The organism is Actinomadura nitritigenes (genome assembly GCF_017573545.1).
GTDB lineage: Bacteria > Actinomycetota > Actinomycetes > Streptosporangiales > Streptosporangiaceae > Spirillospora > Spirillospora nitritigenes.
Genome location: NZ_JAGEOK010000058.1, coordinates 1 through 24939, shown reverse-complemented (window position 1 = coordinate 24939; position 24939 = coordinate 1). Strand labels below are relative to the sequence as shown.

At 73.8% G+C, this 24939-nt stretch carries 7 protein-coding genes; 4 read left to right on the top strand and 3 right to left on the bottom strand.

The annotated features are described in order from the left end of the window. The first annotated feature begins 25 nt into the window (after nt 1-25). The 3 genes from J4557_RS46650 to J4557_RS46640 all read left to right on the top strand — a co-directional run bounded on the left by J4557_RS46650 (nt 26) and on the right by J4557_RS46640 (nt 2486). A protein-coding gene (locus tag J4557_RS46650) for an IS5 family transposase (RefSeq protein ID WP_243777451.1) occupies nt 26-822 on the top strand; the annotation gives its coding sequence in 2 pieces (ribosomal slippage) (nt 26-368 and nt 368-822; 798 coding nt in all). Nucleotides 823-834: 12 nt separating this feature from the next. Next, nucleotides 835-1485, top strand: coding sequence for a hypothetical protein (locus J4557_RS46645; RefSeq protein WP_208273970.1), 651 nt, complete (start codon nt 835-837; stop codon nt 1483-1485). A gap of 311 nt (nt 1486-1796) precedes the next feature. Beyond that, nucleotides 1797-2486 (top strand): hypothetical protein, encoded by a 690-nt coding sequence (locus J4557_RS46640; RefSeq protein ID WP_208273969.1) that lies wholly within the window; start codon nt 1797-1799, stop codon nt 2484-2486. A gap of 99 nt (nt 2487-2585) precedes the next feature. Here the strand turns inward: J4557_RS46640 and J4557_RS46635 are convergent, their stop codons facing one another. Continuing rightward, nucleotides 2586-2840 (bottom strand): hypothetical protein, encoded by a 255-nt coding sequence (locus tag J4557_RS46635; RefSeq protein WP_208273968.1) that lies wholly within the window; start codon nt 2838-2840, stop codon nt 2586-2588. A gap of 159 nt (nt 2841-2999) precedes the next feature. Continuing rightward, on the bottom strand, nt 3000-4172 hold the full coding sequence (locus J4557_RS46630; protein WP_208273967.1) for a cupin-like domain-containing protein: 1173 nt from the start codon (nt 4170-4172) through the stop codon (nt 3000-3002). A gap of 236 nt (nt 4173-4408) precedes the next feature. Between J4557_RS46630 and J4557_RS46625 the strand changes: the two genes are divergently transcribed. Beyond that, nucleotides 4409-5704, top strand: coding sequence for an amino acid adenylation domain-containing protein (locus tag J4557_RS46625; RefSeq protein WP_243777448.1), 1296 nt, complete (start codon nt 4409-4411; stop codon nt 5702-5704). 60 nt (nt 5705-5764) lie between these two features. On the opposite strand, the gene J4557_RS46620 is transcribed toward J4557_RS46625, so the two are convergent. Next, nucleotides 5765-24931 (bottom strand): non-ribosomal peptide synthase/polyketide synthase, encoded by a 19167-nt coding sequence (locus tag J4557_RS46620; RefSeq protein WP_279576437.1) that lies wholly within the window; start codon nt 24929-24931, stop codon nt 5765-5767. Between the last annotated feature and the right edge of the window lie 8 nt (nt 24932-24939).

The window sequence follows — 24939 nt, the reverse complement described above, 5'->3', positions numbered from 1 at the left end:
GCGCCGGTAGTGTGCGGCTGTGGAGATGGTGGAGAGGTTGGTGCCAGAGGAGTTGTGGGAGCTGTTCCAGCGGGTAGTGCCGCCTGCTCCGACGCGGCCGCAGGGCGGTGGCCGGCGTCGGTATGGGGATCGTGAGGTGCTGGCGGCGATCATCTTTGTGGCCACCACAGGTTGTACGTGGCAGCAGTTGCCGCCGGTGTTCGGGCCGTCGGGTCCTACCGCGCACCGGCGCTTCACCGAGTGGACGGCCGCGCGGGTATGGGCCAAGCTGCTCCGGCTCGTGCTGGACGAGTTGGGCGCGCGTGGAGAACTCGACTGGTCGCGGTGCGCGATCGACTCCGTCAGCGTCCGCGCGAGCAAAGGGGGGAGCTGACCGGCCCGAATCCTGTCGACCGCGGCAAGCGTGGGTCGAAGATCCATCTGCTGACCGATCGTGCCGGACTGCCGCTGTCTGTCGGGATCTCGGCGGCCAGCACCCACGACAAGCTCGCACTGGAGCCGCTGGTGCGGGGCATCGCACCGATCCGCTCCCGGCGCGGGCCGCGTCGGCGTCTGCCCGCCAAGCTGCACGGCGACAAGGGTTACGACTACGCCGACCTGCGGCGCTGGCAACGCAGGCGGGGCATCACGCCGCGCATCGCGCGCCGCGGCATCGAGTCCTCCCGCCGGCTGGGGCGGCACCGCTGGGTGGTGGAACGGACAGTGTCCTGGCTGAGCGGCTGCCGCCGCCTGCACCGCCGCTACGAAAGCAAGGCCGAGCACTTCCTGGCCTTCGTCGGCATCGCCGCCACCCTCATCTGTCACCGCCGACTAACCAAATGAGATGACGTCTTAGTGCTGCAACTGGCGGGCGAGAACCCGGGTGGGGGCCACCGGCGCGTCCACGGTGAGTTCGTCGGGCTCGGTTACCAGGTGTCGGCGGCCACCGTGTGGCGGATCCTGCGCCGCGCCGGTGTCGATCCGGCCCAGCGGCGGGCCGACGCGTCCTGGACCACGCTTCTGCGCGCCCAGGCCTCCGGTGTTCTGGCCTGCGATTTCTTCACCGTCGATACCGTCTTCCTCCAGCGGATCCACGTGTTCTTCGCGCTGGAGATCGCCACTCGCCGGGTCCATGTGCTGGGCGCCACCCGCAACCCGACGGGCGCCTGGGTGACCCGGCAGGCCCGGAACCTGCTGATGGACCTGGACCAGAGCGCTCAGCGTTTCCGCTTCCTCGTCCGCGACCGGGACACCGAACTCACCGACGCCTTCGACGCCGTCTTCGCAGCGGCCGGGATCACCGTCCTGCGGACACCACCGCAAAGCCCACGAGCAAACGCCTTCACCGAGCGGTGGGTCGGCAGCGTCCGCCGCGCGTGCACCCGGCCGGTTATTGATCTTCCCCCGACGCCATCTGGAAGCCGTGCTCGGGATCTACGCCGATCATTTCAATGGTCACCGTCCGCATCGTTCCCTGGGACAACGACCTCCTACTCCCCCACCTGAACCGACTCCCATCAGCAGCAACAGCGCCATCCACCGGACACGACTCCTCGGCTGTGTGATCAACGAATACCGCAACGCCGCATAGCGATCACCACCTCTGAAGCGACACGGAACTCCAGGTCAAAGCCAGAATCCAGATATTGAAGCCCCACACGGTCGGCGCCTGCGTATGGTGATAACTGGGCGGGGTGAACGAGAATTGCTGCCGGTGGCCGGGTAGCGGGAAGCCGAGCTGTATAGCCGGGTCGGCGTCAGCGCTGCTGGTCGCACCGTCCCGGAAGAGGTTGATCGCACGGAACGAGGGCCGACTGATGGATGCCTCAGTCCAATCACCCGCCTGGCGCCCTCCCTACCTGTCCTACCGAACCCTGGTCTGGTTCCTCGACCACGAGGTCCACAGCGCGCCGCTGCCCCCCCGGATCGACCGCAGCTACCTGCACGGCTACGCCGTGACCACCCAGGCACAGCTGCTGAAGATCCTGGGGCTGCTGGAGCTGGTCGACCTCTCGACCGGAACGGTCCGGCCGCGGCTCCGGACGGTAACGGGCAAGCCCGACGTGCGCCGCGATGTCATGCGCCAGTGGGCCCGGTCGTTCTACCGGGAACAGCTTGAGCTCGCCGACGAGCACGCGTCTTCGATGGCGCTGTACGCCAGCTTCACCCGGCATGGGATCACCGGCGCCACCCTGCGTAAGGCCGTGGCGTTCTTCCTGGCCCTGTGCGGCGACGTGGAGTTGGCGAGCAGCCCGCATTTCCGGCCGGTCCCGCAGAAGGGCGCGCTTATCCAGGAACAGCCGGTCGCATCGCTGGGCTCGTCCGACGCCTCGATCCGGCACGAGGAGTTCACGTTCGGCCCCGCGGGCGGCATCGCCGTGTGGACCGACCTCGACTGGTCGCAGCTCCCGCAAGAAACCGTTGATCGCCTTCAGCGCCTGCTGAGGGAGCTCGGGCGACTGGCCGGCCCGCCCGCCGGGAACGGCGACACGGCTGGTACTCCATAGCTGGATCGTGCCTTGGTGTCAGCGGTTCGCGGCTCGTGAAGCGCTCGGGCATCAGACGACGTCCGCGCCTCCAAGCCGTTCAGATCCGGCGAGGTAGTACTAGCGGGTCAGCCACATTGCGCCGGGAACAGGGCGGTCTGCAAGCTGAACGTCGCTCGCCGGCCAATTGACCGACGGCGCATCCGGCCCGTGCTCGCGGTAGTCGTCGATCGACGCCGTCGGCACCGACAGCCAGCACAGCAGGTAGGCCGAGTCGTCGTCGTAGCGCGGGCCGCCGAGCGCGACCCGCTTCACCCAGCCGCGCCCGAGGGCGTCGCGGCACCAGACCCGGTCACCGGCCGCCAGCACCGGCAAGTCTCCGGTGAACGCCTCCCGCGGGCGTCTGTGCCTCTTGCCTGCCAACGTTCTCGCCCAGCTCCGCTAGAACATCCCAGTCCAGCCAAACTACGCGAACTTTTACATGAAGTAGAAGCAGGTCCGAAGAAGAGGTCCATAGGTGCAGGTCGTCTCGGATCAGCCGGTCTGAAAGGTCAGGTTCGAGGCGCGGAGCTGAGCGATCAGGTCGGCCGCCTCGGGGGAAGGACGGCCCGGACGCGCGCGCAGCGCGGCGGTGATGCAGCGACGAGCGGGATCGTGCTCGGGCCCCAGGGCCGCCACAAGGGAGGGTACGTCGGCCTCGGCGAGGCTGAGGCTCTCGCGCAGGGACGCCACCGTGATGCCGCCGCAGATTCGGGTGGCGGCGCCCGGCTCGGAGTGGTCCAGGGCCATCTCGGCCAGGGCGAGAAGTGCGGTGGAGCCGGTGCCCAGGGCGCTGAAGTCGAACGCCTCGAAGAGTGCGTTGACGTCCTCCAGGTTGAGGTTCAAGTAGAGCTGCCGGAGGAACGCGGGACACAGGGCGTCGCGGACGTCGGGCCGCCACCAGTAGTTGACCGAGACGGAGACGTCCTGGGACGAAACGTGATGCCACCAGTAGGCCGGCATGAAGAGCAGGTCGCCGGGCCAGACCACTGCCTCCCAGTACTCCACGTCGGCCAGCCTCGGGAACCGCTTGAAATCCGGCCTTTTCAGATCGACTCTGCTGAAACTCTCGGACCGGGTGTTGAGCGGCCCGGGGTAGAGATCCTCGAACTGGTCGGGGTTGAACAGGACGAACCTCTTCCGGCCCTCGATCTGCGCGAAGAGGTTGTGCATGTCGTCGTAGTGGAGCGGCGTCCTGGAGTCCGGGGACGCCATCCAGAGGTTGATCTCGTTCAGCTTGGCGGCCGGGACGAAGGGCGGTACCGACATCTCGCCGGCCAGTTCGGGCACCCGGGCATCGATCGGGAGCTGCTGGAGGCAGAGCTTCCGGGTGACGGGGACGCGCCGGAACTCGGCCGCGAGCGTGGCACCGCGCATCTTCTCGAAGCGGAGGCCCGCCTCGGAGTCCGGGTCGTATCTGAACGTGCCGTCCGGGTCGGCCACGCTGATCGGGACCTCTCGGTCGGCGAACCGTTCCGAGATGTATTCGGGGGTCCAGTCAGCGACCTTGCCCAGGGCGCTGGAGCCGCGGATTATCACCGGCGTGGTGGTCGTGACGGGCGCACGCTCTATCGGCGTTCCGGGAAATATGGACGTGACTTCGACATGGCCAAGCCTGGTCGGTCTCTGCATTGCGTCAGCCCATCCTAGGGAAAGCCCTTCGGGCAATCTAAGGCTCTGCCCCGAGCCGGCACAAGACGTCACCAGCAGGACTCCACCCAAGCGCCACCAGGAATACTGGGCCTGTACGCATGAATAGAGAGTCGGATAATATTCTCGCCGTGACGATTGAGAGCCGTCTCCTCGCTGTCGAGCAACTTCCAGAATTGAATGTCACCGATGCCGGGCGAGCGTGGCGGCTCCGTTCGCACCGGGCGGAGAACCTCCCGCTCGACCGGCCCCTGATGAGCTGGATCCAGGGCGGCCGCGTCGCGGTACGGGACCGGGAACGGGTCCTGACCTACGACCGGCTGGGAGACGAGGCCCGGCGGATCGCCGGGCTGCTGGCGGAGTCGGGGGTCGGCCCGGGCTCAGCGGTGATGGTCGGCGGGCGGCGCGGGGCGATGCTCGTCCCGGCGTTCCTCGCGATCGAGCTTCTCGGTGCCGTCTACCTGCCGTGCGACGCCTCGTGGCCGGCGCTCCGCGTCGAGGCCGCGCTCGCCAGGACGGACGCGGCCGTGCTGCTGACGGTCGATGATGACCCGGGTGTTTCGCCGGAGGTGGTGGCCGGCGCCGCGGCGGCGGGACGTCCGTTGCTGAGGGCAGGGGACGCCGCGAACGCGTGGGAGGGCGAGGAGCGGCTCGGCGATCCGCGTGCGCCGCGCTACGTCCTGTTCACCTCCGGGTCGACGGGTGCGCCGAAGGGCGCGGTGATCGAGCACCGGGGCATGCTCAACCACCTGTTCAGCAAGGTCCGCGACCTCGGGCTCGGGCCGGAGGACGTCGTCGCGCAGACCGCGCCGCTCGGGTTCGACATCTCGATCTGGCAGTTGCTCGCGCCGCTGCTGGCGGGCGGGCAGGTGGTGGTCGTCGACGACGAGACGGTGGCCGACTCGCGGGCGCTCGCCGCGGTGGTGCGGCGGGAGGGCGTGACCGTTCTGGAGCTGGTCCCGACGATGCTCCGCCTGCTGCTGGACGTGACGCCCGAGGCGCCGCCGGCGCTGCGCTGGCTGCTGGCCACCGGCGAGGAGCTGCCGCCCCGGCTCGCCCGCCGGTGCCTGGACCGGCTGCCCGGGGTCGGGCTGATGAACGCCTACGGGCCGACCGAGTGCTCCGACGACGTGACCCATCACGTCGTCACGGCCGGCGATCTGGTGCTGCGGCATCTGCCGGTCGGCACGCCGGTCACCAACACCGACCTGTACGTCCTCGCACCGGAGGGCGATCGATGGCGGCCCTGCGGGCCGGGCGAGGCCGGAGAGCTCTTCGTCGGCGGAGCCGGTGTGGGGCGCGGCTACCTCGACGAGCACGACCGTACGCGCGAGGCGTTCTTCCGCGATCCGTTCGGCGCCGCGGACGGGCGCGTCTACCGCACCGGTGACGTGGTGCGCATGCTCGGTCCCGGCGGCCCGCTGCAGTATCTGGGCCGTGTCGACCGGCAGGTGAAGGTCTCGGGTGTACGGATCGAGCCGGGAGAGGTCGAGGCCGCGCTGCGCGCCCACCCCGAGGTGCGCGACTGCGCGGTCGTCCTCCAGGAGTGACTGCGGTCGTGGGCGACTGAGAAGGGCGGGCCACCCGAGACGGGCGGCCCGCCCTCCTTCCTACGCCCGACCGCCCGCCTGTGCCTCACCGTTCAGGTGGGCCGCTATGGCGTCGGCCCCGAGCCCGCGGATCACGGTCCTGTGCTCGCCGGGCACCCAGACGATCTCGGGCTCCGTGGCCAGGGCGGGCCGCCACTGCGCGAGCACCTCGTCGTTCAACGGCTTCGGATCGCCCTCGGGCAGGTACAGGACGACCCTGCCGGCATACGGCTCTCCGCCGCGCATGACGGTGTCGGAGTAATGGCGGGCCGCGTGATGGTTGATGACGCCGATCCGGCCGGTGCGCAGCACCTGCGGGTCGCCGGCCCGAAGCCCCTCGAGCCCGCGTTCGTCGATGTCCCACACGTCGAGCAGCCGCTCCTGGAAGGCCGGTTCGAGCGGGGTCCCGTCGCGCAGAGCCCGGTCGATGCGGTCGAGCAGTCTCCGGGCGGGACGATCGATCGGGCGACGGCGCGGACGGCCGGGGTCGTTGTTGGGCGGTCCCGCCATGAAGACCCCGGCGACCTCCAGGCCCGCCTCCTTGGCCTTCCGTGCCATCTCCATCGCGACGTAGCAGCCCATCGACCAGCCCGCGAAGAGGTAGGGCCCCGCCGGCTGCGCGGCGCGCACGTCGGCGAGGTAGGCGACGGCCATCTCCTCGACGGTCTCCAGCGGCGCCCGGTCGTCCACCAGACCCCGCGCCTGGAGGCCGAGGACGCGGCGGTCGAGGGAGCGGGCGAGTTCGGTGAACTCGGTGACACCGCCCAGGCCCGTGTGGACGACGAACAGCGCGGGTGACGGCCCGTCCCCGAGCTCCACGACGCACGAGGACCCGGCATGGTCGCGGCGGCGCAGCCTCGCGGCGATCCCGGCGACCGTGGGCTGGTCGAAGAACTCGTCGACGCTCACCTCGACGCCGAGAGCCTGGAGCCTGGCCACCACCTGGGCGACGAGCAGCGAATGACCGCCCAGGTCGAAGAAGCCGTGGTGGATCCCGACCCGGTCCAGCCCCAGGATCTCCGCCCACAGCCCGGCGACCAGCTCCTCCTCGGGGGTGCGCGGCCCGACGGCATCGCCCGCCGCCGGGTTCCGCACGCCCTCGGGCGAGGGAAGGGCCGCACGGTCGACCTTGCCGTTGGCGGTCAGCGGCAGCGCGTCCACCTCGACCAGCAGCGATGGAACGAGGTGGTCCGGCAGCACGGAGGCTAGCGCGTCCCGGTCGGCCGTCCCGACGACGTAGCCGACGAGGCGGTCGTCCCGGACCACGACGGCCGCCGCCTCGACGGCGGGCTGGGCGCGGAGCGCCGCCTCGACCTCGCCCGGCTCGACGCGGAATCCGCGCACCTTCACCTGCTCGTCGAGCCGTCCGAGGAACTCCAGCCGGCCGTCCGCGCGCCACCGGGCGCGGTCTCCGGTCCGGTAGAGCCGCGTGCCGTCACCGGCGAACGGGTCGGCGACGAACCGTTCGGCGGTGAGGTCGGCGCGGCCGCCGTACCCGCGGGCGACGCCGGCACCGGCGATGAGGAGCTCTCCGGCGACCCCGGCCGGCACGGGGTGCATGAACCGGTCGACCACGTACAGCCGGGTGTTGGCGATGGGCCTCCCGATCGGCACGCCCCGCCCCAGGTCGTCGCCGGCCCGGATCTCCTCCGCGCAGCACCCGACGACGGTCTCGGTGGGCCCGTACTCGTTCACCACCACCGCGTCCTGCGCGCGTTCCAGCCAGCCGGTCACGGTGGCCGCCGGGAGGGCCTCGCCGCCGACGACCAGCCGGCGCGCGGCGCCGGCCACGGCCGCGTCGTCGAGGAGGTCGTCCAGCAGACCCAGATGGCCGGGGGTCAGCTTCATCAGCGCGAAGCCGCCGCCGTCCGCGCGCAGCAGGGCGGCGAGGTCGTCGGTCATCGTCACCGGCGCTCCGGCGGCGAGCGGCACGAACAGGCTCGTGACGGTGAGGTCGAACGCGGCCGACGAGTGCACCGGCGCGCCCCGCCCGCCGGGCTCGACTCCGTAGGCGTCGCGCGCCCAGGCGAGATAGTTGGCCAGCCCGCGATGCGTCACGTGGACGCCCTTCGGGCGGCCCGTGGAACCGGACGTGTAGATGACGTAGGCGAGCTGGTCGGGCGAGGTCTCCACGGCCGGGGCCTCCGGCGGCGCGGCGGCGAGGAAGGCCCGTGTGACGGGGTCGTCCAGGTTCACCACGCCGACCCGGCCGACGGGCAGGTCGTCCAGCGTGGCCGAGACCCCTATCACGGCCCGGGCCCGGCTGTCGGCGAGCAGGTAGCCGAGTCGACGGGCCGGGTGGCCGGGGTCGAGCGGCAGGTACGCGCCGCCCGCCTTCCACACCGCCAGCAGCGCCACCACGAGGTCCAGGCCGCGCGGCAGGCAGACGCCCACCACGGTCTCGGGGCCGACGCCCAGCCGCCGCAGATGATGCGCGAGCCGGGCGGCCCGCGCCTCCGTCTCCTCGAAGGTGAAGGACGTCCCGCCCTGCACGACGCAGGCGGCGTCCGGCCTGCCGGTGATCAGCTCGTGCGCGCCGCCCACGGCGGGCACGGGGCGCGCGGTGTCGTTGAACTCCGTCAGCAGCCGGTGCCGTTCGGCGGCGCCGAGCGGGGACAGCTCCGACAGGCGCCGGTCCGGGTCCGCGGCGACGGCGGCCAGCAGGCCGGTCAGGTGGCGGGCCATCCGCGCGGCGGTGCCCTCGTCGAAGAGGTCGGCGCTGAACTCCAGTGCTCCGTCGAGCCGGTCGCCGTCGTCGGCCACGATCAGCCGGAGGTCGAACTTGGCTCGCACCACCGGCGGCTCCATCGGGGCGGTGCGGAGCCCGGCGGGCAGCGCATCGCCGCCCACCGCGTCCGGCCGCTCGGCGTCGTAGTCGAACAGCACCTGGAAGAGCGGATGCCGCGAACGGTCCCGCTCCGGCCGCAGGGCCTCGACGAGCTGCTCGAACGGCAGGTCCTGATGCGCGTAGGCCTCCAGCGCCGTCCGGCGCACCCGCCCCACCACCTCGGCGAACGTCGGGTCGCCCGACAGGTCGGCGCGCAGCGCCAGCGTGTTGAGGAAGAAGCCGATCAGGTCCTCGGTCTCGGCCCGGCCCCGGTTGGCGACGGGCGTGCCGATCACGACGTCGTCCTGGCCCGCGTACCGCGCGAGCAGGACGGCGTACGCCGACAGCAGGGTCATGAACATGGTCGCGCCCGAGTCCCGGGCCAGCGCGCGCAGCGCGGCCGCGACGCCGTTCTCCACCTCGAACTCCACGACCCCGCCCGCGGCCGAGCGGACCACGGGCCGCGGCCGGTCGGTCGGCAGGTCCAGCACCGGCGCCCCGGCGAGCCGGTCGCGCCAGTACGCGAGCTGCCCGTCCAGCACCTCTCCCTGGAGCCGCTCGCGCTGCCAGACCGCGTAGTCGGCGTACTGCACGGGCAACGGCGGCAGGTCCGCGGTCCGGCCGAGCCTGATCGCCTCGTAGGCCGTCCAGAGTTCGCGTTGCAGCACTCCGGCCGACCATTCGTCGAACACCGCATGGTGCACGACCATGCTCAGCACGTGGTCGTCCGCGCCGAGGCGCAGCAGCCGCGCCCGGAACAGGGGCCCGGCGGCGAGGTCGATCCGGGACAGCACGTCGTCGGCCACCAGGTCGCCGACCCGTTCCGGCTCGGCGTCGACGACCGGCAGGTCGACCTCGCCCGGCGGGTCGATCACCTGGTGGGGCGTGCCATCGCCGGCGGCGACGAGCCGGGTGCGCAGCGCCTCATGCCGCCCCGTCACGACCCCGAGCGCGCCGCGCAGGGCCGCCACGGCGAGGTCGCCCCGCAGGCGCACGACGATCGGGACGGTGTATTCGGAGGTTCCGGGTTCGAGCCGGTCCAGGAACCACAACCGCTGCTGCCCGAACGACAGCGGCAGCGGCCCTTCCCGTTCCACCGGCGCGAGCGGCGGCACGGTCCCGGCCCCCGCGCCCGCCCCGCGCCGGGCCGCGTCCACGACGCCGGCCAGCCCGGCCACCGACGGATGGTCGAACAGCGCGGCCAGCGGTATCTCGACGTCGAACGCGGCGAGCACCCGGGCCGTGATCCGGATGGCGAGGAGGGAATGCCCGCCGAGCGAGAAGAAGTCCGTCGTCGCGCCCACCCGCTCCAGGCCGAGGACCTCGGCCCAGATGCCGGCGATGATCTCCTCCGTCGGCGTCCGCGGCTCGGTGAACACCGCGCGCGGCGACGGCGCGGGCAGCGCCGCCCGGTCGATCTTCCCGTTGGGGGTGAGCGGCAGCCTGTCCAGCTCCACGAAGTCCGCCGGGATCAGCTGCCGGGGCAGGACGGTCTGGAGGAACGCACGGAGTTCGGCGGCGGGCGGCGGGCCCGCGACCCCGTCGGCCGGCACGACGTACGCGACGAGCATCCGGCCCGCCCCGTCCGGCCCGTCTCCGCCGTCCGGCGCCGGGGCACCCGGCACCGGGACCCGGCCGAGGGTCTCCAGATGCCCGTCCCGGCACCACCGGGCCCGTTCGCCGGTGCGGTACAGACGCGACCCGTCGGCCGCGAACGGGTCGGCGACCAGCAGTCCGGCCACCGCCTCCGGACGGTCGTGCTCCCACTGGGCGGCGTCCGCGCCGCGGACGAACAGTTCGCCCGTCACGCCCGCCGGGACGGGGTTCAGGCGCGCGTCCAGGACCAGCTCGCGGGCACCCTCGACCGGTACCGCACCCGTCAGCGCGACGGCCGCGGGGTGGGTGCCAGGGTCGTCCGCCACGGCCGCCAGCAGCAGCAGGAAGTGGTCGATCAGCCGGCGGACCGTCGCCTCGTCGAACAGCTCGGTGCTGTACTCGACGGACCCGCCCAGTCGCCCTTCGCCGTCCTCGCCCAGTGCCATCTCGAGGTCGAACTTGGCGGTGGTGTGGGGCAGATCGAGATCCCAGACGTCCAGCCCGCCCAGGTCCGGCCCGGCGCCCCCGTCATCACGGCCCCCCTGGCCATAGTCGAACATCACCTGGAAGAGCGGGTGCCGGGACCGGTGCCGCTCCGGCTGCAGTGCGTCGACGAGCTGCTCGAACGGCAGGTCCTGGTGGGCGTACGCGCCGAGCGCGGCGGTGCGGGTCCGGCCGACCAGCTCGGTGAAGGTCGGGTCGCCGCGCAGGTCGGCGCGCAGCACGAGCGTGTTGACGAAGAACCCGGCGAGGCCTTCCGTCTCCGCCCTGCTCCGCCCGGCGATCGGCGTGCCGACGGCCAGGTCGTCCTGGCCCGCGTACCGGCCGAGCAGAGCGCCGAACGCGGCGAGCAGGGTCATGAACATCGTCGAGCCCGTCCGCCGGGCCACCTCCCGCAGGCCCTCGGCCGTCGCCTCGGGGATCTCGAAGCCGACGACCGCGCCCGCCCCGGTGCGGACCACCGGGCGGGGCCGATCGGTCGGCAGGTCCAGCACCGGCACCCCCGCCAGGCGTTCCCGCCAGTAGGCGAGCTGCCCGTCCAGCACCTCGCCGCGAAGCCGGTCGCGCTGCCAGACCGCGAAGTCGGCGTACTGCACCGGCAGGGGCGGCAACGGCGACGGTTCGCCGCGCCGGAACGCGCCGTACAGCTCCCACAGCTCGCGGCGCAGCACGCCCGCCGACCACTCGTCCGAGACCACGTGGTGCAGGCACAGGCTCAGGACGTGATCGTCGGGCCGGAGCCGCAGCACGCGCCCGCGCACCAGCGGCCCGGCCGCCAGGTCGAACGGCGCGTCGGCGTCGGCGGCCAGCAGCTCCCCGGCCAGGGTCTCCGGATCACCGCCCCTGGCCGCGAGATCGACCAGCTCGAGACCGGCGCCGGTCTCCGAGGGCGGGTCCACGATCTGCCAGGGGACGCCGTCCTCCTCGACCAGCCGGGTCCGCAGCACCTCGTGCCGCTCCACGAGGGCGCCGAACGCGGCGCGCAGGGCATCGACGTCCAGGGGTCCGGCCAACCGCAGCGCGACCGGGATGTTGTACTCCGGCGAGCCGGGGTCGAGCCGGTCGAGGAACCACAGCCGCTGCTGCCCGAACGACGGCGGCAGCGGTGCCTCCCGCCCGACCGGTTCGACGGGCGGCACGGCGAGCCGGGGCGCGGACGAGGCGAGGGCGGCGGCGAGCCCGCGGACGGTCGGGTGGTCGAACAGCAGGGACAGCGGCACCTCGACGCCCGCCGCGGCCCGGATCCGGGACACCACCTGGGTGGCCAGCAGCGAGTGCCCGCCCAGCTCGAAGAAGTCGTCCCCGGTACCGACGCGGTCCAGGCCCAGCACGTCGGACCAGAGCGCGGCCAGGAGCTCCTCCGCCGGAGTGGCCGGGGCGCCGAACTCCCCGGCCAGGTCCGGGCGGACGCCGTCGGGCTCGGGCAGCGACCCACGGTCGATCTTGCCGTTCGGCAGCATCGGCAGCGCGGCCAGCTCGACGAACACGGCGGGGACCAGGTGCTCGGGCAGGGTCCTGCGCAGCGCGGCGCGCAGCTCCTCGGGAGCGGGCACGCCGGCCTCCGCGTCCGCGGGCACCACGTAGGCCACCAGCCGCCTGCCGTCCGCCTCGCCGTGCGCGGCGACGACCGCGAGCGCGATCCGCGGATGCGCGCGCAACGCCGCCTCGACCTCGCCGGGCTCGATCCGGAAGCCCCGCACCTTGAGCTGCTGGTCCATGCGGCCCAGGAAGTCCAGCCGCCCGTCCGGCCGCCACCGCGCGCGGTCGCCGCTGCGGTACAGCCGCGAGCCGTCCGCCGCGAACGGGTCGGGCACGAACGCCGCCGCCGTCAGGTCCGGCCGGCCGCCGTATCCGCGGGCCACTCCGGCGCCGCCGATGTAGAGCTCGCCCGGGGTGCCGACCGGCGCGGGGGCCAGGTGCCGGTCCAACACGTACAGGCGCGCGTTGGGCAGGGGGCGCCCGATCGGCACGCCCGCCACCGTCCCGCCCAGCCTGGTGGCCGCGACGCCGACGGTGGTCTCGGTCGGCCCGTAGTGGTTGATCACCGTCCGGTCGCCGGCCGCCTCGACCAGCTCGCGCAGCCACTCCTCGGGCGCCGCCTCACCGCCGAGCATCAGCAGCGTTCCCGGGAGGACGCCCGCGAGACCGTCCTCGGAGCCGTTGGCGAGCGCCGCCAGGTGCGAGGGCACGATCTTGAGGTAGTCGATCGAGTGCTCGCGCAGGTAGGCGCGGACGGCGGCGGGCTCGACCGCCTGCCCGGCGTCCAGGACGTGCAGAGTGCCGCCCAGCGTCAGGCAGCAGAACACCGTCGTGTTCCCGAAGTCCGTCACGGCCGACTGCAGCAGCGCGTAGGCGCGTCCGGGGCCTTCCAGGCCCGTCCGCGAGGCCACGCCGTGGGCGTACGCGGCGAGGCCCCTGTGGGTGACCTGCACGCCCTTCGGCCGTCCGGTGGAGCCCGAGGTGTACATGACGTAGGCGAGACCGTGCGGGTCCACGGCGACGCCGGGCGGCCCGGTCGGCGCGAGCCCGATGAGGGCGGCGGTCGCCGGGTCGTCCAGCTCCACCGTGCGCGCCCGTCCCACGGGCAGGTCGCCGAGGCCGTCGACGGTGCCGACGACGACCGCGGCGCGGCTGTCGGACAGGGCATGGGCGAGCCGCTCGGCCGGGAGGTCCCGGTCGAGCTGCAGGTGGGCGCCGCCGGCCTTCCACACCGCCAGCACGGCGACGACCAGGCCGGCGCCGGGCGGCAGGCAGAGGCCGACGACCGTCTCGCGGCCCACGCCGATGCCCCGCAGATGGTGGGCGAGCCTGTTGGCCCGCGTCTCCAGCTCGCCGTAGGAGACCGTCTCGCCGCCGCTCACCACGGCGATCGCGGCCGGCTCACGCGCCGCGACGGCCGACACCAGCTCGTGCACGGCGCCCGCGGGCACCGGCTGGGCGGTGTCGTTCCACTCGGTGACGACGCGCCGCCGTTCCCGCGCGTCGAGCGCCGGAAGCTCCGACAGCGGCCGGTGCGGGTCCTCGGCCACGGCGCCGAGGAGCACCTTGAGCTGGCGGACGAGCCGTTCGGCGGTGGGCCGGTCGAACAGGTCGGTGCTGAACTCCACCGCCCCGACCAGGCCGTCCTCCTCGGCCAGGATCAGCCGGAGGTCGAACTTGGCGAACGTGGCGCCGGGCGGGCCGAGCGGGGCGGTGTCCAGCTCGCCGTCCCGTTCCGGGCTCGCGCCCGCGGCGGCCGCCTCGTAGTTGAAGAGCACCTGGAAGAGCGGATGCCGCGAACGGTCGCGCTCCGGCCGCAGCGCTTCGACCAGTCGCTCGAACGGCACGTCCTGGTGCGCGTAGGCGCCCAGCGCCGCGCGCCGCACCCGCCCGACGAGCTCGGCGAACGTGGGGTCGCCCGACAGGTCGCCGCGCATCACGAGCGTGTTGATGAAGAAGCCAATGAGTCCCTCGGTCTCGGCGCGGTTGCGGCCGGCGATCGGGGTGCCGACCACGATGTCGTCCTGGGCCGAGAAGCTGCCGAGCACGGTCTGGTACGCCGCCAGGAGCACCATGAACATCGTCGCTCCGGTGTCCCGGGCCAGGGCGCGCAGCCGCTCGGCCAACGGCTCGGGCACGGCGAACCTGACCACGTCCCCGGCGGTCGAGCGCACGGCGGGACGGGGCCGGTCGGTCGGGAGCTCGAGCACGGCCGCGTCCGCGAGCCGGTCCCGCCAGTAGCCGAGCTGCTCTTCCAGGACCTCACCGCGCAGCCATTCGCGCTGCCAGACGGCGAAGTCCGCGTACTGCACCGGCAACGGCGGCAGCGGGGACGGCTCACCACGGCGATACGCCTCGTACAGCACGGCCAGTTCGCCCTGCAGCAGCTCGGCCGACCACTCGTCGGCCACCACATGGTGCAGGCACATCACCAGGGCGTGGTCGCCGGGGCCGAGCCGGAGCAGGCGCCCGCGGAACAGCGGTCCCGCCGCCATGTCGAACGGGGTGGCGGCGTCCGCCGCGGCCAGCGCCTCGGCGGCGCGGAGCGGGTCCCGCTCCGCGGTCAGGTCGACCGTCTCCAGGCCGAACCCGGCCGGCGCGTCCACCACCTGGCGCGGGACGCCGTCGGCATCGGCGACCAGCCGGGTCCGCAGCACCTCGTGCCGCTCGACGACGGTGTCCAGCGCGGCGCTCAGGGCGGGGACGTCGAGGGCGCCGGCCAGCCGGAGCGCGATCGGGATGTTGTACTCCAGCGATCCCGGTTCGAGCTGGTCCAGGAACCACAGCCGCTGCTGCCCGAACGACAGCGGCGGCGGGTCGTCCGCGCGCTCCCTGGGCAGCACCGGCGGCGCGGCGACGGCGCGGACCGCGGAGTCGACCGTCTCGGCCAGCCCGGCCAGGGTCGGATGCTCGAAGATCGCCGCCAGCGGCAGCTCGATGCCGAACGCCGTCCGGCACCGGGAGGCGACGCGGGTCGCCAGCAGGGAGTGCCCGCCCCGTTTGAAGAAGTCGTCGGCCGCGCCGACACGCGGCACGCCCAGCACCTCGGCCCAGATCCCCGCCAGCAGCTCCTCGGTCGGGGTGCGGGGCGGGAGGTGGGAGACGTCCGTGTCGCGCCCGACGTCCATCGGGTCGGGCAGCGCCGTCCGGTCGACCTTTCCGCTCGGGGCCAGCGGCAGTTCGGCGAGCTCGGCGAACACGGCCGGGACGAGGTGGCCGGGGAGCCGCGGCACTAGGAACTCCCTCAGCTCGTCCGGCCCCGGCGAGTCCGGGCCCGCCGGGACGACGAAGGCGGCGAGGCGCCGGTCGCCGCCCTCACCGAAGGCCGTGACCGCCGCCGCCGCGACGCCGGGGTGGGCGCGCAGCGCCGCCTCGACCTCGCCCGGCTCGACCCGGAACCCGCGCACCTTGACCTGGTCGTCGTCGCGTCCGACGAACTCCAGCTGGCCGTCCGCCCGCCACCGCGCCCGGTCGCCCGTGCGGTACATGCGCGAGCCGCGATCCGCGAACGGGTCGGCGACGAACCGCTCGGCGGTGAGATCCGGGCGGCCCGCGTAGCCGCGGGCGAGGCCCTCTCCCGCGACGAGCAGGTCGCCGACGACCCCGATGGGGACCGGGTTCAGCGCGCGGTCGAGCACGTACAGCCGCGTGTTGTCGACCGGCTGCCCGATCGGGAGGTGGCCCTGCGCCCGGACCGGGCGGTGGCACCAGAACGAGGCGACGTCGATCGACGCCTCGGTCGGGCCGTAGATGTTCTCGACGACGACCATCCGGTGGGCGGTGTGCAGGAGCGCCACGTCGTCGGCGGGCAGAGCCTCGCCGCCGCTGATCACCAGGCGCAGCGCGGTGGCCGAGATGAACGCCGGGTGCCGCACCAGGTGGTGCAGCAGCGCCGGGACGACCTCCAGGACGCTGATGCCCTCCGCCCGGACGGTCTCGGCCAGATGGTCGACGTTCGTCAGGTTCCCGGCCGGCACCACGACCTGGGCGCCCGCCGCCAGCGGCCAGAAGATCTCGCCGCTCGCGACGTCGGCGCCGAGCGGCGTGCGCTGAAGCATGCGGTCGCCGGGCCGCAGGCGGAAGCAGCGCTGCCGCCAGGCGATCACGTTGGCCAACCCGCGGTGGGTGAGCCAGACCCCCTTCGGGCGGCCGGTCGATCCGGACGTATAGATCACGTACGCGAGCCGGTCCGGGTGGGCGCGGTCCGGGGGCGGCCCGGCCTGCCGCGTCGCCATCGCGGCCGCCGTGGCCGGTCCGTCGAGTGCGACGACGCGGCACGGCACCGACGGCGTCGCCGACCGCAGCCGTTCCAGGTTCGCCCGGTGGCCGACCAGGAGCGCTGCGCGGCTGTCGGTGAGCATGAACGCGAGCCGTTCCGGCGGCTGGTCCGGGTCGAGGGGAAGGTACGCGCCGCCCGCCTTCCAGACCGCCAGCAGCGCCACCGCCATGTCGGGACCGCGCTCCGGGCAGATGCCGACCACCACGTCCGGGCCGACCCCGAGCGCCCGCAGATGGTGCGCCAGCCGGTCGGCCCGCTGGTCGAGGTCGCCGTAGCTCAGCGACCGGTCGCCGAACACGACCGCCGGGTGCGCGGGCCGTTCGGCGGCCCGCGCCGCCACGAGCTCGTGGACACCGGACGCGGGCAGCGGCCGGTCGGTGCCGTTCCAGGTCTCCATGACCAGCCGCCGTTCGGCGGGGGGCAGCGAAGGCAACCGGGACAGCCGGCGGCCGGAATCGGCGGCGACGGCCGTGAGCAGCGCGGTCAGATGATCGGCGAACCGCCGGATCGTCGCCGGGGCGAAGAGATCGGTCCGGTACTCGATCGACCCGTGCAACCCGCCGTCCGGCTCCCCCTCCGCGAGGGCGAGGGCGAGTTCGAACTTGGCCTGCCCGGCCGCGACCTCCAGCTCCCCGATCCGCAGCTCGCCCACCTCACCGGCGCCCACCTCGCCGGCGCCCTCCTGGGCGGCGGCGACCGCGTAGTCGAAGAAGACCTGGAACAGCGGCGTGCGCGAACGGTCCCGGCGCGGCCGCAGGGCCTCGACCAGCTGCTCGAACGGCACGTCCTGATGGGCCTGGGCGTCCAGTGCCGTCCGGCGGACCCGGCCGACCAGCTCGCGGAACTCCGGGTCGTCCGACAGATCGGTACGCAGGACCAGGGTGTTGACGAAGAACCCGACCAGGCCCTCGGTCTCCGCGACCGGGCGGCCGGCGGCGGGCGCGCCGACGACGACGTCGTCCTGGCCCGCGAACCGGCCGAGGACCACGGCGAACGCGGCGAGCGTCGTCATGAACATGGAGGCGCCCGCGGCCTTCGCGACGTCCCGCAGACCGGCGGCCACCGGCGCGGGAACCTCGAACTCGGCCAGCGCGCCCGCGGTGGAGGCGACGGCCGGATGCGGGCGGTCGGTGGGCAGCTCCAGGACGGGCGCGCCGGACAGCCGGCCGCGCCAGTACGCGAGCTGGTCCTCCAGGACGCCGTCGCGAAGCCGTTCGCGCTGCCAGACCGCGTAGTCCGCGAACTGCACGGGCAAGGGGGGCAGCGGCGACGGCTCGCCGCGCGTGCACGCCTCGTACAGCAGCCGCAGCTCGCGCATCAGGATCCCGGCGGACCACTCGTCCGAGACGACATGATGCAGGACGAGGCAGAGGACGTGGTCGGCCTCGCCGAGGCGCATCAGCCTGCCGCGGAACGGCGTCGCGGCGGCGAGGTCGAACGGGGTGCCCGCGTCCGCCTCGGCGAGCTCGCGGGCGCGTTCGAGCGGGTCGCTCTCGGCGCCCAGGTCCAGCACGTCGAGCGCGAAGCCCCCGGGCGGGTCGATCACCTGCCGGGCGACGCCGTCGGCGTCCTCGACCAGCCGGGTCCGCAGCGGCTCGTGCCGTTCCACCAGCGCGCCGAGCGCGGCCCGCAGCGCGCCGGTGTCCAGCGGGCCGGTGAACCGCAGGGTCAGGGGAACGTTGTACTCGGCCGAGCCGGGGTCAAGCCTGTGGAGGAACCACAGGCGTTGCTGCCCGAACGACAGCGGAAGCGGCTCGTCGCGGCCCACCGGCACGAGCGGTGGCGGCGCGGGCCGGAGCGGGGCGGCGTCCAGCACGGCGGCGAGCGCGGCGACCGTGGGATGGTCGAAGACCAGGCCGATCGGCACCTCGGCTCCGAACACGGCCCTGACGCGGGAGGCGACTTGGATCGCCAGCAGGGAATGGCCGCCGAGCTCGAAGAACCCCTCGTCGACCCCGACCCGGTCCAGCCCGAGCACTTCGGCCCAGATCGCCGCCAGCGCCTCCTCGGCGGGAGTGCGCGGCGCCGCGGGCTCCCCCGCCCGCTCCCGCGCGGCGGCGGGCGACGGCAGCGCGGCACGGTCGACCTTGCCGCCGGGGGTCAGCGGTAGTTCGGAGAGCTCGGCGTAGGTGGCCGGGATCATGTAGTCGGGCAGCGACCGCGCCAGCGCCGACCGCAGCGCGTCCGTGCCGGGCAGGCCCGCGCCGGGGTCGGCGGGCACCGCGTAGGCGACGAGCCGCCGGTCGGCGGCCTCCCCGGCGGCGGTCACCGCGGCGGCGGCCACCTCGGGCAGCGCGGTCAGCGCGGCCTCGATCTCGCCGGGCTCGATCCGGAAACCGCGCACCTTCAGCTGGTCGTCCGTGCGGCCCAGGTACTCGAGCAGTCCGTCGGCGTTCCATCGGGCCCGGTCGCCGGTGCGGTAGACCCGCGATCCGTCGGCGGCGAACGGGTCGGGCACGAACCGTTCCGCGGTGAGGCCGGGGCGGCCCCCGTAGCCGCGGGCGACACCGGCGCCGCCGATGAGCAACTCGCCGGGCACGCCGTCCGGCACCGGGTTCAGGTGCCGGTCCACGACGTAGAGACGGGTGTTGGCGACCGGGCGGCCGATCGGCACCGCGGCGCCGAGCTCGTCGTCCGCGCGGATCTCGGCCGCGCAGCATCCGACGACCGTCTCGGTCGGGCCGTACTCGTTCACCACCACCGTGCCGGGTGCGCTCTCCAGCCAGGCCGCGACGGCCCCGCCGTGCAGCGCCTCGCCGCCGACGACCAGCCGCGCCGCGGCTCCGGCCGCCCGTTCCGCGTCCAGTTGCTCGTTGAGCAGCGCGAGGTGCCCGGGAGTCAGCTTCACCAGGCCGAACCCGCCGTCCGCGCGCAGCACCTCGGCCAGCCCTCCGGGCCCGCCGTGCTCGGCCGCGACCACCACGCTGCCGCCCGCGACGAGCGGACCGAGCACGCTGGTCACCGACAGGTCGAAGGCCAGCGAGGAGTGCCACGGCACTCGCGTTCCCACGCCGAGCCCGTACGCCTGCACGGCCCAGCACAGGTAGTTGAGCAGGCCGCCGTGCGGCACCTGGACGGGCTTCGGCCGGCCGGTCGAGCCGGACGTGTAGATCACGTAAGCGAGCTGCCCGGGGTGGGTCGTCAGCGCGGGAGGGGTGTCGGGCCGACGGCCGATCGCCGGGTCGCCGACCGCGATCGGCAGGGCGCGCCCGGCGGGGAGGTCCTCCAGCGTCGCGGCGTCGCCGAGCACCAGCTGGACGCGGCTGTCGGCCAGCATGTACCGGAGCCGTTCGACGGGCAGCCCGGGGTCCAGCGGAAGGTAGGCGGCGCCCGCTTTCCACACGGCCAGGAGCGCGACCACCAGGTCGGCGCTCGGCCGCAGGCCGAGCCCGATCACGGTCTCCGGCCCGGCGCCCGCCGCCCGCAGGTGGTGGGCGAGGCGGTTGGCGCGCGCGTCCAGGTCGGCGTAGGTCAGGGCGGTGCCGCCCGCCTCCACGGCGACGGCGTCCGGGCGGGCCGCGGCGTGGCGGGCGATCAGCTCGTGCACGCCCCCGGCCGAGGGCGGCTCGTGCGCGGTGGCGTTCCGGTCCACGGTGAGGCGACGGCGCTCGGCGCCGTCCACCCCCAGCAGTTCGGACAGGTGGCGTGAGGGTTCGCGGGCTGCGGCGTCGAGCAGCGCGGTGAACCGGTCGGCCATCCGCCGGACGGTCGGCTCGTCGAACAGGGCGGTACCGAACTCCAGTACCCCGGTCAGGCCGGCCGCCTGCTCCTCCACGACCAGGCGCAGGTCGAACTTGGCGGCCACCGGCGGCAGTTCGAGATCGGTACCCGCGAGGTCCGCGCCCCCCTCCGCGCCCGCCTCCGGGGCGGTGCCGCTCGCGGCGAAGTCGAACACGACCTGGAACAGCGGATGACGGGACCGGTCGCGTGGCACGGCGAGGGCGTCCACGAGCTGCTCGAACGGCAGGTCCTGGTGGGCGTACGCGCCGACGGCGTCCGCCTTGACGCGGCCGAGCAGCTCGCCGAACGTCGGGTCGCCGGTCAGGTCGGTCCGGAGGACGAGCGTGTTGAGGAAGAGGCCGATCAGGCCCTCGGTCTCGGCCCGGTCGCGGTTGGCGACCGGCGTGCCCACCAGGACGTCGTCCTGGCCCGCGTGGCTTCCGAGCAGCGCCGCGAACGCGCCGAGCAGCGTCATGAACATGGTCGCGCCCGAGTCGCGGGCCAGCGCGCGCAGCCCGTCGGCCGTCTCCGCCGGGACCTGGAACCCGACGACGGCGCCGTCCGGCCGGTGCACGGCCGGACGCGGCCGGTCGGTCGGCAGGTCGAGGGGCGCGGCGCCCGCGAGCCGGTCCCGCCAGTAGGCGAGCTGCTCGTCGAGCACCTCACCGCGCAGCCGTTCGCGCTGCCACGCGGCGAAGTCGGCGTACTGCACGGGCAACGGCGGCAGCGGCGACGGCTCGTCGTGCCGGAACGCCCCGTACAGCACGGAGAGCTCGCGCCGCAGGACCTCTGCCGACCATTCGTCGCACGCGACGTGATGCAGCACGAGGCTCAGCACGTGCTCGCCGTCGCCGAGCCGGATCAGCCGGGCGCGCAGCGGCGGGCTCGCGGCGAGGTCGAACGGCGTCCGCGCGTCCTCGGCGAGCAGTGCCCTGGCGGCCTCCCAGGGGTCGGGCTCCCCGCCGAGATCGGTGCGGGCGACGTGCGCGCCGTCCGCCGGGGCGATCACCTGGTGCGGCGTGCCGTCGTCGCCCGTGACCAGCCTGGTGCGCAGCACCTCGTGCCGGGCCACGAGCGCGTCCAGCGCCGCGGTCAGGGCGCCGGTGTCCAGACCGGTCCCTAACCTCAGCGCGACCGGCACGTTGTACTCGGTGCTCTCCGGGTCGAGCCGCTGCAGGAACCACAGCCGCTGCTGGGCGAACGACAACGGCAGCGGTCCGCGCCGGTCCATCGGCACGAGCGGGGGCGCCGCCGCCGGGCCCTCGTCGCCGCCGTCCACCATGCGGGCCAGATCGGCCACGGTGGTGCGCTCGAAGAGCGACGCCAGCGGCACCTCGACGCCGAACACGCTCCGGATCCGCGAGACCAGCCTGGTCGCCAGCAGGGAGTGGCCGCCCAGTTCGAAGAAGCCGTGCGTCACTCCGACACGGTCGAGGCCGAGCAGTTCCGCCCAGATTCCGGCGAGGATCTCCTCCGTCGGGGTGCGGGCCGCGACGTGGTCCCCGGCGACGGCCGGCCGGGCGGCGGCGGAGTCCGCGGCGGGCAGCGCGGCGCGGTCGATCTTGCCGCTGGGGGTGAGGGGCAGGCCGGTCACCTCGACGATGACCGACGGGATCAGGTGCTTGGGAAGGGAGCGGCCGAGGAGGTCGCGCAGCTCGCCGGGGTCCGCGAGTCCCCGCCCCGGGTCGGCGGGCACCGCGTACGCCACCAGGTGCCGGTCCTCCTCCGCGCCGCGGGCGACCACCACGGCCGCCGCGACGGCGGGATGCGACCGTAGCGCGGCCTCGATCTCGCCCGGCTCGACGCGGAAGCCGCGCACCTTGACCTGCTCGTCCACCCGGCCCAGGAACTCCAGCCGCCCGTCCCGGCGCCACCGCACCCGGTCGCCGGTCCGGTAAAGGCGCGACCCGTCCGCGGTGAACGGATCGCACACGAACCGCTCGGCGGTCAGGGCCGGGCGGTGGGCGTAGCCGCGCGCCACGCCCGGCCCGCCCACGTACAGCTCACCCGGCACGCCGGGCGGTACCGGCCGCAGCGCGCGGTCCAGCACGTACACCCGCATGCCGCCGATGGGGGCGCCGATCGGCGGCGGCCCCCCGGCACCGGGCTCGCAGCGCGCCATGGACGCGCAGACGGTGGTCTCGGTCGGGCCATAGGCGTTGAAGAGCCTGCGGCCGGGCGCCCAGCGGGCGGCGGCGTCCGCGCTCAGCGCCTCGCCCGCGGTGACGAGCGTCGTCAGGCCGCCGAGACCGCCGGGATCGAGCGCGCCGAGCAGCGACGGCGGGACGGTCGCCGCCGTCACCCCGCGCCGCCGGATCAGCGCGGTCAGCAGCGCGGGATCGGCACGTTCGACTGAGGTCGCCACGACCAGCGCCGCTCCGGCCGTCCAGGCCATCAGTACTTCCCAGACCGCGGCGTCGAAGCTGAAGGGGGCGAACTGCAGCAGCGCGTCGCCGGGGCCCGCGCCGAAGGCCGCCCGCTGGGCGGCGGCGAGATTGATCGCCCCGCGGTGGGTGACCTGGACGCCCTTGGGGCGCCCGGTCGAGCCCGAGGTGTAGATCAGGTAGGCGAGCCGGTCCGGATGGGCGGGCACGGCGAAGGGCCGGGCGGGCGCGGCGTCGATCAGCGCCACCGTGACCGGGTCGTCCAGCGCCACCGCGCGGGCGCGGCCCACGGGCAGGTCGTCGATGAGCTCCGCGTGCCCGACCAGGACCGACGCCCGGCTGTCGGTCAGCATGAATCCGAGCCGTTCCGCCGGGTAGGCGGGGTCCAGCGGCAGGTACGCGCCGCCCGCTTTGAGCACGGCGAGCAGGGCGACGACCATGTCGACGCCTCGCGGCAGGCAGAGTCCGACGACGACCTCGGGACCGACGCCCACGTCGTGCAGGTGACGTGCGAGGCGGCCGGCGCGCTCCTCCAACTCGGCGTAGGTGAGAGACCGCTCTCCGCAGATCACCGCGGTCTCTGCGGGGTGCAGCCGGGCCTGCTCGGCCACCATCTCGTGCACGCCGCCCGCTCCCGGCGACGGGAGGGCGGTCGCGTTCCAGTCGTGGACGATCGTGCGTCGCTCGTCGGCGGCGAGCAGCGGCAGTTCCGACAGCCGCCGGTCGGGCGCCGCCGCCACCGCCCGCAGGACGGCGGCCAGGTGACGGGCCATCGCACGCACGGTGGCCTCGTCGAACAGGTCGGTCGCGTACTCGATCTCGCCACCGAGGACGTTGCCGTCGCCACCGAGCGTCACGGTCAGATCGAACTGGGCGACCGACCGGTCCACCTGCCCTGGGGCGATCTCGAGCCCCTCCGGTCGCGGCGCGGGCGCGTCCCGCCAGTCGACGCCGAACATCACCTGGAAGAGCGGGTGGCGGGACCGGTCGCGGTCGGGTTGGAGGGCGTCGACGAGCTGCTCGAACGGGAGGTCCTGGTGGGCGTAGGCTCCCAGTGCGCCTTGGCGCACCCGGTCCAGCAGTTCACCGAAGGTGGGGTCGCCCGACAGGTCGGTCCGCAGCACCAACGTGTTGACGAAGAACCCGATCAGGCCCTCGGTCTCGGCCCGGTTGCGGCCCGCGATCGGCGTCCCGACCACCACGTCGTCCTGGTCGGCGTACCGGCCGAGAAGCACCGTGAACGCGGCCAGCAACGTCATGAACATCGTCGCGCCGCGGTCGCGAGTGAGCTTCAGCAGGCCCTCGGCGACCTCGGCGGGCAGGTCGAAGTCGACCACCGCGCCCCGGGACGACCGGACGGCCGGGCGGGGCCGGTCGGTGGGCAGTTCCAGCACGGGCAGCCCGTCCAGCCGATCCCGCCAGTACCCGAGCTGGCCTTCCAGCACCTCACCGCGCAGCCACTCCCGCTGCCACACCGCGTAATCGGCGTACTGCACCGGCAACGGCGCCAACGAAGACCGCTCACCACGACAGAACGCCTCGTACAGAGCCGACAGCTCATCCCGCAGCACACCCGCCGACCACTCATCCGACACCACATGATGCACACACAGACCCAACACATGATCATCCGCAGCCAGCACGAACAGCCGAGCCCGCAGCAACGGCCCCACCGCCAAGTCGAACGGCACCTCGGCGTCCGCGGTGACCAGGTCGTAGGCGATCGTCTCCGGGTCCGCCTCGCCCGTGAGGTCGGCCAGAGGCAGATCCACCGCGTCCGGTGGGTCGATCACCTGGTGGGGCACGCCGTCGTCGTCGGTGACCAGGCGCGTCCGCAGCACCTCGTGGCGTTCGACCAGCGCGGTGAGCGCCGTGCGGAGGGCCGCGACGTCCAGTGTTCCGGTGAGCCGCAAGGCCAGGGGGGTGTTGTAGTCCACTGAGCCGGGTTCGAGTTGGTCGAGGAACCACAGGCGCTGCTGCGCGAACGACAACGGCAACGGCCGATCACGCGGGACCGCAACGATCGGTGGTGTGGACCCGCCCGGCGACGCCCCCGCCACCACGGCCGCAAGCCCCGCCACCGTCGGATGGTCGAACAGCTCCGACAGCGGCACCTCGACGCCCAGCACACCCCGGATCCGGGACACCACCTGCGTGGCCAGCAGCGAATGCCCGCCCAGCTCGAAAAAGTCGTCATCGACCCCGACACGCTCCAGACCCAGAACCTGGGCCCACACCCCCGCCACAACCTCCTCGACAGGCGTGCGCCCCACCCCCGAACCCGCCACCTCACCACGTGCCGGATCCGGAGCGGGCAACGCCTTCCGGTCGACCTTCCCATTCGCCGTGCGCGGCAGCGACGCCAACTCCACGAACACCGCCGGAACCAGGTGACCAGGCAAGGTCCGCA